This window comes from Paenibacillus sp. P2(2022), from assembly GCF_029522175.1.
GTDB lineage: Bacteria > Bacillota > Bacilli > Paenibacillales > Paenibacillaceae > Paenibacillus > Paenibacillus polymyxa.
Genome location: NZ_JAKWFI010000001.1, coordinates 919,638 through 934,592, shown reverse-complemented (window position 1 = coordinate 934,592; position 14,955 = coordinate 919,638). Strand labels below are relative to the sequence as shown.

The window sequence follows — 14,955 nt, the reverse complement described above, 5'->3', positions numbered from 1 at the left end:
CGTCTGTAAAAATGACCTATAAAAGTCGTCTAAATCCGGCTAACGGTAAGATATGTAATACCCCCACCCGGTAAAATATCCACTGCATTTTGACTAAACACCCGTATATCAATAAAAGAATTCGCTTCGAGTCTAAGTTCCATTGCTCCACTCAATGCACCATAGTTCAGTCCGCCAATCACCCTGTCATCGAGATAAGCATAGGCAGAACTTCCGGTAAGCTGCTCATCATTCAAGTGAAGTGCCAGCCGTGTCCGGTTACCATCTACTTGGGGATCGGTCGAAATGTAGACTTGTATTCTGTATTTCCCAGCTCGCTTGGCTCGCCATCGGCTATTCGAACCATCGAATTCGGTCAACTCATCATGATTGATTTGATTAAACCTTACTTTCTGCCAGCTACCTGCAGGGATATTTTGCCTTGAACCAAGATAGGCTTTGACAAAGGTTTCATTCAAATGTTCTATACCGTTATTCGAATATTTTTCTACGAGCAACAAAGCTTGCCCTGTCCCATGATTCTCGTCATAACGATTATTGCTATAGCTAAAATCCAAATGGGAGCGAAGTGTCACCTGTTGTGTGGAGGAGCTGCCAGAGAAACAAATAAGCTGTTTGAGATTACGAGGATATCCGCCCACCTCGTCCACCAAAACTTTTTTACCAATGACCACATCCACAAAATAATTGCACACCGATTGGGTGTCATCGTATTTGTCTGCTATCGCCAAAATAGAGTCGCGCAGGGCAACATTTTTGGTTTCTTTCGTAGCACCAATTTGAATAAAAGAAGGTACTGTCATCTTGTGTTCTCTGCTTAGTCCTTCGAACCAGCAGCCTAAAAATTCTGCATTCATAAAATCATTTATTAAAATGGGAATATCACTGGAGCTCCCATCCTTAATGTGCTGACTAGCCATGAATCTCGCCCCGTTAGAACTATTCAGATCCAGCGCCGTATCGTTCCCAAGCGTAAAAAGCGCAATGCTTGTAAACTGTGAACTTCTGTTCTGCAAGTGAATCCCTATTTTATTGTAATTTATCTCCGTGCATTTAAATAAGTTCACATCACTTTCATAGCCCCAAAAAGCCGTTTCAAAATGCTCAATCAACACGTTATCCAGGACAACGCCGCCGCCCTTCCAGTCCTGAATGCCCATAGTCCCTTTGCCATAATACCCGCGCTTCACTGACTGCGAAAACGGATTATTTAAGGTGGCTCTGTCGGTCCCTTCGTACCGGATCGATAAGTCATGGAACTGCACATTTTGAAAGCCACTAAACGATGGCAGACTTTCGTCTCCAATTTGGAAACAAGGACCCGTACCATAATATTCAATCGAAGTAACTCCCTTACCCTGTCGGTATCTGCCCTTATGAATCCCAAAAATGCGCACACCCTGCTTGCGAATCTGAAGGGTAGATGTTATTTTGTATCGACCACTGGGGATGTGAAGAATGGAGTAATCGGGAGTCTTGTTAATCAATTCTTGCAAAGCTGCCGTGTCGTCCTGAATACCATCACCAGCAGCTCCAAACCAGCTTACGTTTACACTGCGTTCCATGAATTCTTTTTCAATGGCTTTAAAATTGTCATTTAATTGCTGAGGCGTTAACTCTTTGCCCGTTCCACTCAAATTCAACTTCAAACGGTCTGTAAAATCCGCCATCCAAACACCCCCATTGTTAAAAACGTGAAAATACTTTCAGACTATACCGAAGAATTCTTCATTTTCTTAGCATGGACTGAGTATATGCACAATAAGGCTTGCTCTAGGTCGCGAAAAATGAAAATAAATATTTTATTATGATTGTACAAGAAGATACATTTTGTATATTATAGATACATAACGTATCAAGGCGGTGAAACCGTGAAACACATACTCACAGTAGCCGGTTTACTGGCTTTCTCGATTCCCTTTGCCTGTCAGGGTTTGTCTCCCAGAGTGATCACGATTTCCCTGCTTATCTTGTTGTTCAGCTACACCATGCTTCTGCCTTCACTCAAGTCATTAATCGCAATCCTAGCTGATAATCCGTTGCTGACCTTACTTATGATGTACATCGCCGCTTCCTGTTTATGGGCTGAACAAGAGCAAACTTCTTCTGTACTAATGGTTGTTAAATTTCTTGCCTTCTCTACCTTTGGATTCTATCTGGTCACCCATTATACAGCACAGGGCTGCATACGCCTCTTAGTCGTTACATTAAGTATCCTGAGCGTACTCAATCTACTTGCCGTCTTACTCGTTCCTTCCTTTGCCATTCATGGCGGTGTAGAGCATACTGGACTGTGGAAGGGAATCTCCGGTCATAAAAATACACTTGGAACCCTCTCGCTGTTAAGTTTTGTTTCACATGTCATATATTTTTTCAGGGGCACACGCAAAGCCTTACATATTGGCTTCATCTTACTCAATGCCTTATTGCTCATCGAATGCCAGTCTACCACCTCATTGGTGCTGACATCTTCACTCTTCGTATTTATTTTATTTATATTGTTATTCAAAAGAATTCGAAGCATCGCGTTGCGGGGGTTCTTTGTTAGCTGTTCCTGCTTACTTGTTCTGTTGGGTTTGGCACTTACCTTTACCTATGGAGATGCGATTGCCTCGGAATTCGGAAAAACAACAACCTTAACCGGAAGAACGGAAATTTGGCAGGGAATTGATGGTGCTATTCAGAGCCACTACTGGTTCGGACATGGTTATGGCTCCTTCTGGGCAGCCCGGCCCAGCATTTATGCGAACGGCATCCGCTTTGATCTGACAAGCAGCCATAGCGGCTTTCGAGATCTGTGGATTGATGTGGGTCTTATAGGACTACTCGCAACGGTTATACTCGTCGTAACTACCTTATTTAAAATCAGAATCGGCAAAACAGATATGTATACATGGCTGACGGCAGCTGTTTTTTTCCTGTTCATCGTATTGAACAATATAACGGATAGCCGTTTTCTAAACTCATTAGCCATTTACTGGATTATTTTCATGGTCATTGTGATCAAGGTGCAAGAGCGACATAGACTAACTGTAGCAGAAAAAGCGAATACAGCTACTTGGAGCACACGCCCTCTTCACTAGGCGATCATACTCAGCTCAACCATGGTATGTAAAAAGAACCCCGTATCCCACGCCATTAAAAGACGCTCGGATATGGGGTTCTTTGGAGATGCCCACCGTTTCGAATGGAAAATTATACTCCATCTACATTTGTGGAATAATCGCCAGTACCAATTTCAAAAATTGTTCACGTACCTTCTCTGCCGTCTCCATCACTTCACCATGAGACAAAGGCTGGTCGAGAATGCCTGCAGCCATATTGGTGATACAGGAGAAGCCTAGTACCTCAATCCCCGCATGACGAGCTACAATAACTTCAGACACGGTCGACATCCCTACTGCGTCTGCTCCCAGTGTACGCAGCATAACGATTTCAGCAGGCGTCTCATAGTTGGGTCCCAGCAATCCGGCATATACACCTTCCTGCAGGCTGAAGCCTTGTTGGGTAGCCGTTTGTTTGGCAATTTCACGTAAGCGGCGGCTGTACGCCTCCGACATATCTGGGAAACGAACACCCAGAGCAGCATCGTTCGGGCCAATCAACGGATTTTGTCCGGTCAAATTCAGATGATCCGAGATGACCATCAGATCGCCTGCTTTGTAGGAAGTATTTACACCACCTGCGGCATTCGTCACCAGCAGGCTTTGAATCCCCAGTTGCTTCATTACCCGAACAGGGAAAGCTGTCAGCTGTGGACCATAGCCCTCATACATATGAAAGCGCCCCTTCATCATGACAACAGCGCGACCTTCAATTGTGCCTAACAGTAACTCCCCCTCGTGGCCTTCTACCGTTGATACGGGAAAATGGGGAATATCCTGATAAGGAATACTAACTCCATCTTGAATCAAATCGGCCAAAATACCGAGGCCCGATCCCAGAATAAGACCAATCTCTGGGCTTATTCCGCTCTTAGCACGGATATAATCTGCTGCTTCCTGAATTGTAGCTTGGTTGGCTGTTGACATAAATATCTCTCCTGACTTGTACAATCGTAAAGTTATAGTCATTATCACAATTTCTATGACAGCAAAGCGACGTTACGTTTAATCATTGCTTTCATGAGAAGTGCGGTTACCGCCGTGCGGGTGATGCATTTCATATACTTCCTTCATGTTCCGTCTAGCTGTCTGCGCATATACCTGCGTCGTTGACAGATCAGCATGACCCAGCATTTCCTGTACAGAGCGTAAATCCGCTCCGCCCTCCAGCATATGTACCGCAAAGGAGTGTCGCAGCGTATGGGGCGTGATATCCTTGCTTATGCCTGCTTCCTGAGTGTACTTCTTAATTATTTTCCAAAAGCCCTGTCTACTGAGCCGCTGACCCGATACATTCAAGAACAAGGCTTCCTGCTCTGCTAGAGCCTCTTCACCCTGCCCGGGTCGCAGCAACGCTGGACGCTGCTCGTCCAAGTAGGCTTGTGCCCACTGTGATGCCTCACGACTGATCGGTACAACGCGCTCCTTGCCCGCCTCGCCGCCACAGTGCACAAAGCGCAAATCGATGCGCACATCACAGACGTTCAGGGCAATCAGCTCTGATACGCGGATGCCCGTCGCGTACAGCAACTCTAGCATGGCCTTATCTCGTCCCCCTTGCGGGGCACTCACATCCGGCGCTGCCAGTAAACGCTCTATTTCATCCTGCGTTAACACCGAGGGCTTCTTTTTAGCGGCTTTGGGCAGTTCCACCAGAACGGAAGGATCATGGATCGCGATTCCCTCCCGAATGAGAAAATGAAAAAAGGAGCGTATAGAGGCGACGCTACGTGAAATTGTCGCCGCGGCTTTTCCCTGTTCCTTCAGACGCCCCAAATACAGCAACAGATGTGACCGCTGTACATTATCTGGCTGCTCAAGTCCACAGCTTTCTGCGAACTCAGTAAACTGCTGTACGTCCCGTTGATACGCTTCCAATGTGCTGCGTGACAAACCCTTCTCCTCTTCCATATATTGAACGAAAGGTTGAATATACATTTTCATGAGTTCCAAAACTCTCCTTGTCCTGCATACAGCGATTCCGTTGTTGCGCCTGCTTCTTCGTGTGCGACCTTCATATCATCATCTCACTAAGATGATTACATAAACTACTCACCATACCAATAAAAGAAACGTAAACGTTCCAACACCGCTACTCGTTGCTCGGACCCATCATTCACTGTTTGTCCGCCAAATACCTTAACTGCATGTCCTTCCGGTATTCGGTAATGATCTACAGGTGATATCCAATCTGTAAACAGCCTGAGGCTATAAAAGAACATACATGCCAACACCCCAAACAAGATCAGCAAGCGCAGCCATTGTAGTCCTCTCCGCAATGATAGTACCATGTGGATCAGCCGCCTTTTCCCAAAATGTAGTCCCTATTTAGGGCTCTCTATGGAAGGGTATGACAAGCTATTCTGTTTTATACCACATGATCCCATACAGCAAATTCCGAACCAAAAAAGCTCTCCCGAACGCGTCTTCGTCGGTGAGAGCTTGGGTAGTCAGCTTATTAATCCTGTGATTTGTTTTTCTTGGTTTTACCCAAGGATTTTTGGGCGGTCGTATCGTTCTTCGCCTTACAACGATAACAAATACCGTGGAAGTCCAAACGATGGTCCACTACAGTAAAATTATATTCCCGTTCCAAACGCTCCTCTAACGGTCCAAGCCAATCTTCCAGTATTTCATCTACACTGCCGCACTGCACACATATCAAATGGTGGTGGTGATGTTTGGTTGTATCGCCGCGCAAATCATACCGCGCAACGCCATCGCCAAAATTAATTTTCTCCACGACATGCAGTTCACTTAGCAGTTCTAGGGTACGGTATACGGTTGCCAGACCGATTTCGGGAGCTTTCTCTTTGACGAGCATAAATACATCTTCCGCACTCAGATGATCATCTTCGTTCTCAAGTAAAACTCTGACGGTGGCTTCCCGCTGAGGCGTTAGTTTGTAGCCCTGGGATTGCAGCTGCTGCTTAATTTTTTCGATCCGTGCTTCCATGTGTCTCCCTCCCCCTGCAAAGCTACTGCCTACTGCACTTTTTTTCACTCCTATTATTATAGGGGGTCTATACAAATAAAGTCAAACATTTTGAAATGAGATCAAGATGTCACGGAAGCCGTCAGCATAGGAGTGACCCATTGCATCATAACCGGGGTGACCCAAGTTTCAAAGGACGCGCTGCCGATAAGCAGCACCATCATCACAGCAGTCAATCCTGCGTAAGAAAGCAACGGACGCAACATCCCGTCTGATGGCCGAGTAGCAAGTATTTTAGTTTTGATCATATGAATGGAAAAAGTCATCGCAGCCACACTACAGACGAGCAGTATCGGAATCACGAGCAGGTTATGTGGGGCAACGGAAACCAATGAAAATAATAGTCCTTTCCACGAATATTGCCCTACCATATAACCTACAGAAAATCCGATCAGCACACCCTTGAGAAAATTCAGCACAAGAATACCTGGGAGTCCAATGACCGAAAGCCCGCATACCCAAATGAGGCCCACCCATTTAAGATGTAGAGATACGCTGTCCCAAAAGGTTGAGGCCGCCTGCGAATCAGCAAAGCCCTGCTTGTTTTGGTTGACCGTCACAAAAAAATCCTTCAGGTAACGGGACAAATCCTGTAACTGTTCTAGGGAGAGTGCATTTACCATGAGTGCGCCAAAAACAACTCCTACAAGAAACAGCACAGCCAAGAAAACGTAATATGACGTCTGATCCTTTAACGTATGACGAAACCATTGCATCGAGTCCTGCCCCTTTCATCTGCTTGTTTGTCCAAAAAACAACCGTAATCCGACGGCTGATGGCTAGAATGGGGCAGCTTCCGCTGCAAATCTAACATCACGAATGATGCACCAAGCCAACGGCAGAGATATTTTATGGTTATGAACAAGCAGACGCTGATATGCCTTTTACGGAGACAAGACTTGACTAGGACACTTTACTAGGATTTTGCTATTTTTCCGTATGTTCCACCACCACCGGATACAAGCGCCAGGCGTCCTTCGCGTGAAAGCACAATCTGCTCTGCCAACACTTTACCGACGACCCCTGACAGTTCCTCCTGCGTAACCTCATGTAAAATATTCATTTCTGTTCCGAAGGCTGCTAACAGCTGGTTCAGCTTGGCTTTACCCAAGCCTGGAATAAATTCCAGCGGAATCTGGTAAATGTACGGAGGACGGTGGGAGGGAATTACGGGCTGTTCACGGTCGGCGATGCTCCAGATTCGATCAAGCACACCCCGCACCAGCTTGGTATGGCCACAGTTAGGGCAGCGTTCGTCCGCCATCTGTTGCTCATCAATAATCGTACCGCAGCTCTGACAGTAAGAGCGATGGTATTTTCCAAGTTTGGGATTCAAACCGTAGTTGGCACACACCCGTCGTCCTTCACGTCGCTCCAAAGCCATCCTGAATTCATCAAAACTCGGCTTCGCCAGTGATAATTTGTTGTATTCTCGTCCAATTTTCCCAAGTGAATGGGCATCTGAATTCGTGAGGAAGCTGAAGCGATCCAGTTCCGAAATCAAGCCTGCCATAGATGAATCTGCGCTCAGCCCCAGTTCCACCCCACTAATGAACTCCATATCCAGCAGTTCCTCCATACGGGCTGCAGAACTGCCATAAATGCCCTTATGCGGAGTGAACACGTGCGCAGGCACCATAATGCCTCCACGTCCGTAAATTTGCTGCTGCAACTCACGTGGCGGTGCGTAGATCCGTTGTGAGCTGAGATTAACATTTTTCATATGCTTCGTCAGCCATTGGGTAAAATCCTCCATCGCCGCCAGATCAGGAAAATAGGCCAGTACGTGTGCTTCGGGACGACCTTCAGCCCGTATTTCCAGCTCCGTGCCAAGTAGAATCACTGTATCCCTGTATGCGATACCACCACCGCTGATTTCTTCCATTTCACCTGTATGCAAATAGCGACGAATATCCTCCTGTACATTAGGCGCATGGCAGTCAATAATCCCAATGAGCCCAATCCCTTTGCGACCGGAGGCTTCCTTGGCTATATTGGCAAACGTTAGGTCACGGCTACCACTAATTTTGACTGGAGCTCCTTTCTCCGTTCTGCCAATATGAATATGCAGGTCTGCAAAATAGTTGTTAAGTTCTATTATATTGGTGTCCATCCGCTTAGAAGCTCCCTGTTTGTTGGCGAAGTTGCCACGCATAGACGGCCAGAATCGTTTTGGCATCACTAATGCGCCCTTCACGAATAAGTGTGTGTGCTTCTTCCAGCGTCACCTCAAATAGCTCCAGAAATTCATCCTCATCTGGTTCCATCTCACCTCGCTCCAGTTCTTCGGCCACATACAAATGTATGATTTCATCCGCAAAGCCAGGAGAAGTATAAAAAGAGTGAAGCAACTTCAACGATTTGGCTGTATAGCCTGTTTCTTCTCTCAATTCACGTCCCGCTGCTTCCATCGGGTCTTCACCTCGCTCCAGCTTGCCTGCGGGGATTTCAACCTCACAGCGCCCCATAGCTTGTCTGTACTGGTCCACCACCAGCATTTTCCCCTCGTGCAGAGCCAAAATTGCCACTGCACCTGGATGCTTGACGATTTCACGCTTTCCAGTTGAGCCGTCGGGAAGCTCTACCGTATCTACCTGTACCGTAATGACCTTTCCTTCAAAGATAGGCTGTGTGGATACGGTCTTTTCCTCCAGCGCAGGATTGGAATAAGGCTTGCGAAGTGCATAGCTTGTTGGATTGTTCACTTGTTCGTTCGTTTGGTCGTTCATCAGGCATGTTTCCTCCTTCGTCTTCTATCTTTCTTTCATTATTAATTATCTCCAACATTAGTCTAACTTGTCCACTTGGAACATATGCTGGGGGTAGTATATCAAAACTTCTGTTATAAGGAGATTTCAGAACATGAAAAGCTACCGGACTGAAACCACTCTCCATATCGTCGGCAAAGCATGGCAGATTCAAGCCCTCCTGCGTCAATGGCAAAAGGAATATGGACCTACAGCTACTATTGCTTCGCTAATTGTTCCAAAAAAGGTTCAGATCTAAAGGAGGAACACCGTTCCTTTCTTTAGCCTGAACCCTTTTTCGTATATTGTAAATGTAAAAAGTAAGTCTTACTTTGTAGTTTCTTGGATCAGAGCTACGACTACTTCAGCAACCTTCACTAGATCATCGGCCTTGATCTTTTCCTCTGTTGTGTGGATGTTCTTGTAGCCTACAGCCAAATTCACCGTTGGAATTCCAAGGCCGTTGAATACATTGGCATCTGAGCCCCCACCCGAATGGAAGGTTGATGTTGCCAGTCCCAGCCCTTGAATAGCACGCTGAGCAACCTGTACAACTTCATCATGCTCCGTAAAGCTGAATGCTGGATAGATGACTTCACTACGGAACTCTCCCTGGGCACCAAATTCACGCGTAGTGGTTTCGAGCGCTTCACGCATATGCTGAATTTGATGATTAACCTTTTCCTGTACAATACTGCGAGCCTCCGCACGGATCAATACAAAATCGCAGACCACATTCGTCGCGCCGCCGCCTTCGAAACTGCCGATGTTAGCGGTCGTCTCCTTGTCAATGCGTCCCAATTTCATTTTAGAAATTGCTTTAGAAGCGACTTGAATGGCACTGATGCCGTCTTCAGGATTGACTCCCGCATGTGCAGACTTCCCAGTAATTCTCATCTCAATACGTGCCTGTGTGGGAGCAGCTATACAAATAGAACCCACCTCACCGTTCGAATCCAAAGCGTATCCGAAGTCAGAATCCAGCACTTCCGGCTTCATCGCCCGTGCACCCATCAAACCAGATTCCTCTCCAGCCGTAATCACGAACTGAATTTGACCATGGGGAATGTTCTGCTCGCGCACGACACGAATCGCCTCGAACAAAGCAGCAATCCCAGCCTTGTCGTCCGAACCCAAAATTGTTGAACCATCACTGCGAATCCAGCCATCCTCACCCAACTGCGGCTTAATACCCTTACCTGGAGTTACGGTATCCATGTGACAGGTAAAAAATATTTTGGGTGCTTGCTCCACACCTTCCGCTTTCCAGGTAACAATCAAATTACCCGAACCATGTCCCGTTCTTTCGCGGGAATCGTCTTCTACGACTTCCAGTCCAAGTGCATTAAACTTTTCTTTCAGAACACGTGATATTTCCTGTTCATGCTTTGTTTCACTGTCCACCTGTACGAGTTCCATAAATTCCTGTACGATTCGATCTTTTACTATCTCTACTGTCATTAAACTTTCCTCTCTTTCCCGATTACGTTACAATACGGATAGATGTTCTTATCTATGACTTAAACCTATCCTAAAGGAGTTACACATGTCTAACAAAAAATGGGTTCGTTTTTTCGTCTACGTTATGCTCGCAGCTATGATTGGTTCTACGCTGTTCATGGTGATTGAGCCGTTTATTATGCCACTATAACAACTACACCGCTCAAGTTTGGGCTACCCAAGATCCGTTACAAGCTATGTGTGGACGAGCTGCTGCACAAGCAAACAAACAGGCGGGCTCCCGTGTCAATCACACAATTGCCCGCCTGACCTTTTATTGAAAGGAATGCGTCTGCCATTGCGCAGCAAATGAAAATTGCTGTTCAAAGTACGGCACAATTTCCCTCGCAATCTGCTCTACCGAAAAAGACTGCTGTGTACAGTCCTCTAATGATGTCACACCGTATTCCTGAATTCCGCATGGAACAATGCCTTCAAAACCTTCATGCTGTATTCCTGACTTGATGTTAAAGGCAAAGCCATGGCTGGTTACGAAGCCCCGACGGTGCTTACACTTGTTAAATTTGACACCAATGGCCGCAATTTTAAGATTCCCGATCCATACCCCCGTATATTCAGGCTTACGACTCCCTTCAATTCCATAAGATGCCAGCAACTGAATGATCACTTCTTCCAAACTTCGAAGGTATCCGTGCAGATTTAACGCCTCTCGGTTGCCAAGCACAAGTAAGGGATATCCGACAAGTTGCCCTGGTCCATGATATGTAATGTCTCCCCCACGATCAATCTGAAAGACGCTGATGCCCTGCTCTTTCAGCTGCTCTGGTGTGAGGAGCAGATGCTCAGGATGCCTCTGGGAACCAATGGTGTAGGTTGGCGGATGCTGGAGAAGCATAAGCGTTTCTCTCGCCTCCCCCGCATCCAGCTTTCCCACAATCTCCTTCTGGACATCCCAAGCATGGGCATATTCCATCCTATTCGTATAGGTTACATCAAGCGGTCGTCTGTTCACGGCCTGTCACTTCCTCTCCGTCCATTTACCTAACTGTTCGGATGATTAGTACAGCTTCGTATCTAAGGTGTAGCCTTCTAGATTTTCTTTAACCCGTTGCAGGAATCGTCCGCAAATCACTCCGTCTAAAATACGATGATCCAGCGACAGACACAGATTAGCCATCGAGCGCACCGCAATCATATCATCAATGACCACTGGTCTTTTGACAATGGATTCAAAGGTAAGAATTGCAGCCTGCGGATAGTTAATCACCGGATAAGATAAAATGGAACCAAAGGAACCGGTGTTGTTGACGGTGAACGTTCCACCCTGCATGTCGTCCAGTTTGAGTGTACCTTCGCGAGTTTTACGTGCCAAATCGTCAATTTCACGAGCTAAACCAGCAATATTTTTTTGGTCGGCTTTTTTAATAACAGGAGTAAGAACAGAGTCCTCCGTGCCTACGGCCAACGAAATATTGATGTCTCTTTTGATGATAATTTTATCGACTGCCCACACCGAATTCATGATCGGATATTCTTTGATTGCATTCACGACTGCTTTCATGAGAAAAGCCAGATACGTAATATTGATGCCTTCTTTTTGCTTGAACTCGTTTTTGATCTTGTTGCGGAGCATCACCAGATTGGTCACATCCACTTCAATCGTCGTCCAGGCATGAGGAATCTCCGAAACACTTTGCCGCATATTACGGGCAATTGCACTACGAATAGGTGTAACATCAATAAAATACTCGGATCTGTTATTGTTCCCACCCTCAACTTCAATCATAGGAACTTTCGGTGCTTCCGTTAAATGAATGCCGCTGTTGCGCACCGGAATTGTAGGGTCCATATTTTGAACTGGTGCACTATGCTGAGCGGCGGACTGCTGTATTCCTGCAAAAGGAGATCCTTGACCTTGGGTCGTCCCAGTCGTTTGGTCAGTCACTCCAGTTGGAGCTGAGCCGCCCTGCTGAACAAAATTCAGCACGTCTTTGCGAGTAATTCTTCCCCCCATGCCTGTGCCTGGCACCCTGCTTAGGTCCACATTGTGCTCAGCAGCCAGAGTTTGAACTGCTGGAGAAAAACGTCCGCGCATGGACTGATCCGATCCAGCACTCTGCTGGGATTGTGCTTGTACGTTGCCTTGAGATGCTGATGCCGCTGGTGCCGCTCCTCCTGTTGATGCTGTAGGTGCAGCCGACTTCGTCTGGATACGGCAAATCAACTCGCCTACCGCTACCGTCTGACCTTCCTCCGCCAACAGGTCACCCATAATGCCATCCAATGTGGATGGGATTTCAGCGTTCACTTTATCTGTAATGACCTCGCAAATTGGCTCAAATTGCTCTACTGTGTCACCAGGTTGTTTCAGCCATTTGGCAATTGTTGCCGATACGAGTGATTCAGCCAATTGCGGCATGGTCACGTCGTTCCATTGTGTTTGGTCTGACATTTTTTTCAACTCCTTAACATCATAGAAGGGCGCGTTTTATCGCTGCCCCACTACTCTTTTGGAATACTTTCGCCCGAATCTGCTCTATATTAATACATGGCGAGACGGCGCATGGCTTCCTTCACTTTATCCTTGTTTAACATATAAAACTTCTCCATTGGTGGACTGATCGGCATGGCTGGCACATCAGGAGCGCACAGACGCTCAATCGGTGCATCCAGTTCGAACAGACACTCTTCATTAATAATAGCTGATACCTCGGCACCGATACCGCCCGTTTTGTTGTCCTCATGAACGATTAAGACCTTACCTGTATGTCGTGCAGCCTCGATAATGGCTTCGCGATCCAATGGCTGGAGTGTGCGCAAATCCACAACATGTGCGGTAATGCCCTCTTCCTTCTCCAATTCCTCAGCTGCCTGCATAACAAAATGCAATGGCTGGCTATAACCGATGACCGTAATATCGTCACCCTCACGCAGTAGATTAGCCTTGCCGATTGGAACGATATAATCATCCTCAGGCACTTCACCCTTAATCAGCTTGTAGGATTTTTTATTTTCAAAAAACAGCACTGGGTCAGGGTCACGAATAGCTGCTTTCAGCAATCCTTTGGCGTCATAAGGTGTAAATGGAGCAACAATTTTTAGACCCGGTGTACCAAAAAAGATAGATTCCGGACACTGAGAGTGATACAAACCACCAAAAATACCGCCACCGATAGGTGCGCGGATCACCACAGGGCAATTCCAATCGTTGTTGGAGCGGTAGCGGATTTTAGCCGCTTCACTAATAATCTGATTCGTCGCTGGCAGCATGAAGTCCGAATATTGCATTTCGGCAATCGGCTTCATTCCGTACATTGCCGCACCAATTGCAACCCCTGCAATCGCCGACTCTGCCAATGGTGTATCCATGACACGTTGCTCACCGAATTGGTCCATGAGCCCCTTAGTCGTTGTAAAAACACCGCCTTTTACGCCGACGTCCTCACCTAATACAAAAACCGTTTCATCCTGCTCCATTTCTTCCTTCATAGCAAGACGTATCGCATCAATATATTCCATCATCGCCATAATTACCGACCCTCCCCATCGCTATCAGCATACACATGCAGTAGCGTATCTTCGGGCTTAGGAAAAGGCGCATTATCTGCATATTCAATGGCTTCCTTGACTTCGAGCAGCAGTTCGGCCGACAGATCTGCATCTTTGGCCTCATCCCAAATGCCGCATTCAATCAAGTAACTCTTCATGCGGGCTACGCCGTCCTTGGCCCAGTTCTCATCCACTTCCTCCTTGGTCCGGTAAGCCAGATCATTATCCGAAGTGGAGTGAGGGGACAGACGGTACATCATCGCTTCAATTAGCGTAGGACCTTCACCGCGGACAGCACGTTCACGTGCTTCCTTCACCGCAGCATATACGGCTAGCGCATCATTACCATCGACACGAATACCAGGGAATCCGTAACCCAATGCTCGGTCACTTACCTTGCCTGCCAACTGCTTATGAATCGGAACCGATATCGCATATTGATTGTTCTCGCACATAATGATGACTGGCAGCTTCTGTACACCCGCAAAGTTACAGCCTTCGTGAAAATCCCCCTGATTGCTGGAGCCTTCCCCAAACGTAACAAACGATACAAAATCCTTTTTCTGCATCTTGGCGGCCAGCGCTACACCGACTGCATGTGGAACCTGTGTGGTCACTGGGCTGGAGCCTGTCACAATACGCAGTCGTTTACTACCAAAATGCCCCGGCATCTGGCGACCGCCGCTATTAGGGTCATCTGCCTTGGCAAATGCCGACAACATCAATTCGCGCGGTGTCATGCCGACTGCAAGCACGAATCCGTAATCCCGGTAATAGGGAAGGAAATAGTCCTTTTCCCGATCTAAAGCGAAAGCTGCACCTACTTGTGCCGCCTCCTGCCCAATACCGGAAACGTGGAAGTTAATTTTTCCTGCCCGTTGCAGGAGCATGTTGCGCTCGTCAAATCTTCTTGCGAGCAACATATATCTGTACATATCAATTACTTGTCCGTGAGTAAGTCCCAGCTGTTCATGTCTGAAGCCAGCGTCTACAGCGCCTTTAGAACTCATTGAGGCACCTCCTTAAATGTCAAACATCCTACTTTCAGCACCTAGTACCATCTTGTCTTAAAACCTGGTACTAAACTCTGACTAACCCC

General features: G+C 46.8%; 16 protein-coding genes. 3 read left to right on the top strand and 13 right to left on the bottom strand.

Going from position 1 to position 14,955, the window contains the following annotated elements:
* Window positions 1–29: 29 nt before the first annotated feature.
* On the bottom strand, window positions 30–1,670 hold the full coding sequence (locus MMB75_RS03985; protein ID WP_025365147.1) for a glycosyl hydrolase family 28-related protein: 1,641 nt from the start codon (window positions 1,668–1,670) through the stop codon (window positions 30–32).
* A gap of 201 nt (window positions 1,671–1,871) precedes the next feature.
* Here MMB75_RS03985 and MMB75_RS03980 point away from each other — a divergent pair, with 201 nt between their 5' ends.
* Window positions 1,872–3,083, top strand: a complete 1,212-nt coding sequence (locus MMB75_RS03980; protein WP_045244454.1) for an O-antigen ligase family protein — start codon at window positions 1,872–1,874, stop codon at window positions 3,081–3,083.
* A 123-nt stretch (window positions 3,084–3,206) separates the two neighbouring features.
* Here the strand turns inward: MMB75_RS03980 and MMB75_RS03975 are convergent, their stop codons facing one another.
* The 7 genes from MMB75_RS03975 to MMB75_RS03945 all read right to left on the bottom strand — a co-directional run bounded on the left by MMB75_RS03975 (window position 3,207) and on the right by MMB75_RS03945 (window position 8,828).
* On the bottom strand, window positions 3,207–4,031 hold the full coding sequence (locus MMB75_RS03975; protein ID WP_016822259.1) for a purine-nucleoside phosphorylase: 825 nt from the start codon (window positions 4,029–4,031) through the stop codon (window positions 3,207–3,209).
* A 78-nt stretch (window positions 4,032–4,109) separates the two neighbouring features.
* A complete protein-coding gene (xerD, locus tag MMB75_RS03970) occupies window positions 4,110–5,048 on the bottom strand; it encodes a site-specific tyrosine recombinase XerD (protein ID WP_045244453.1) in 939 nt (312 codons plus the stop codon).
* 104 nt (window positions 5,049–5,152) lie between these two features.
* A complete protein-coding gene (locus MMB75_RS03965) occupies window positions 5,153–5,395 on the bottom strand; it encodes a YqzK family protein (RefSeq protein WP_017427515.1) in 243 nt (80 codons plus the stop codon).
* A 167-nt stretch (window positions 5,396–5,562) separates the two neighbouring features.
* Window positions 5,563–6,060: a ferric iron uptake transcriptional regulator gene (gene fur, locus MMB75_RS03960; protein WP_016822262.1), complete on the bottom strand. Its 498-nt coding sequence runs from the start codon at window positions 6,058–6,060 to the stop codon at window positions 5,563–5,565.
* A gap of 101 nt (window positions 6,061–6,161) precedes the next feature.
* Window positions 6,162–6,815 (bottom strand): stage II sporulation protein M, encoded by a 654-nt coding sequence (spoIIM, locus tag MMB75_RS03955; RefSeq protein ID WP_016822263.1) that lies wholly within the window; start codon window positions 6,813–6,815, stop codon window positions 6,162–6,164.
* Between the two features lie 200 nt (window positions 6,816–7,015).
* Window positions 7,016–8,212, bottom strand: coding sequence for an endonuclease Q family protein (locus MMB75_RS03950; RefSeq protein ID WP_031461684.1), 1,197 nt, complete (start codon window positions 8,210–8,212; stop codon window positions 7,016–7,018).
* A 4-nt stretch (window positions 8,213–8,216) separates the two neighbouring features.
* Window positions 8,217–8,828 (bottom strand): NUDIX domain-containing protein, encoded by a 612-nt coding sequence (locus MMB75_RS03945; protein WP_045244452.1) that lies wholly within the window; start codon window positions 8,826–8,828, stop codon window positions 8,217–8,219.
* Window positions 8,829–8,961: 133 nt separating this feature from the next.
* On the opposite strand from MMB75_RS03945, the gene mciZ reads away from it, so the two are divergent.
* Window positions 8,962–9,105, top strand: coding sequence for a Z-ring formation inhibitor MciZ (mciZ, locus tag MMB75_RS03940; RefSeq protein WP_016822266.1), 144 nt, complete (start codon window positions 8,962–8,964; stop codon window positions 9,103–9,105).
* A 68-nt stretch (window positions 9,106–9,173) separates the two neighbouring features.
* Here the strand turns inward: mciZ and MMB75_RS03935 are convergent, their stop codons facing one another.
* The gene (locus MMB75_RS03935) at window positions 9,174–10,307 is read right to left on the bottom strand and encodes a tripeptidase T (RefSeq protein WP_017427513.1); all 1,134 of its coding nucleotides are present in this window, start codon (window positions 10,305–10,307) and stop codon (window positions 9,174–9,176) included.
* Window positions 10,308–10,392: 85 nt separating this feature from the next.
* Here MMB75_RS03935 and prli42 point away from each other — a divergent pair, with 85 nt between their 5' ends.
* Window positions 10,393–10,497 carry a stressosome-associated protein Prli42 gene (gene prli42, locus MMB75_RS03930; RefSeq protein ID WP_016822268.1) on the top strand — a complete coding sequence of 35 codons (105 nt, stop codon included), beginning with the start codon at window positions 10,393–10,395 and terminating at the stop codon, window positions 10,495–10,497.
* Between the two features lie 123 nt (window positions 10,498–10,620).
* On the opposite strand, the gene lipB is transcribed toward prli42, so the two are convergent.
* The 4 genes from lipB to MMB75_RS03910 form a co-directional block, all read right to left on the bottom strand.
* Window positions 10,621–11,319, bottom strand: a complete 699-nt coding sequence (lipB, locus tag MMB75_RS03925; RefSeq protein ID WP_016822269.1) for a lipoyl(octanoyl) transferase LipB — start codon at window positions 11,317–11,319, stop codon at window positions 10,621–10,623.
* A 45-nt stretch (window positions 11,320–11,364) separates the two neighbouring features.
* The gene (locus MMB75_RS03920) at window positions 11,365–12,759 is read right to left on the bottom strand and encodes a dihydrolipoamide acetyltransferase family protein (protein ID WP_025365153.1); all 1,395 of its coding nucleotides are present in this window, start codon (window positions 12,757–12,759) and stop codon (window positions 11,365–11,367) included.
* A gap of 89 nt (window positions 12,760–12,848) precedes the next feature.
* Window positions 12,849–13,835 (bottom strand): alpha-ketoacid dehydrogenase subunit beta, encoded by a 987-nt coding sequence (locus MMB75_RS03915; RefSeq protein ID WP_016822271.1) that lies wholly within the window; start codon window positions 13,833–13,835, stop codon window positions 12,849–12,851.
* A 2-nt stretch (window positions 13,836–13,837) separates the two neighbouring features.
* A complete protein-coding gene (locus MMB75_RS03910) occupies window positions 13,838–14,866 on the bottom strand; it encodes a thiamine pyrophosphate-dependent dehydrogenase E1 component subunit alpha (protein WP_013371751.1) in 1,029 nt (342 codons plus the stop codon).
* Window positions 14,867–14,955 lie beyond the last annotated feature (89 nt).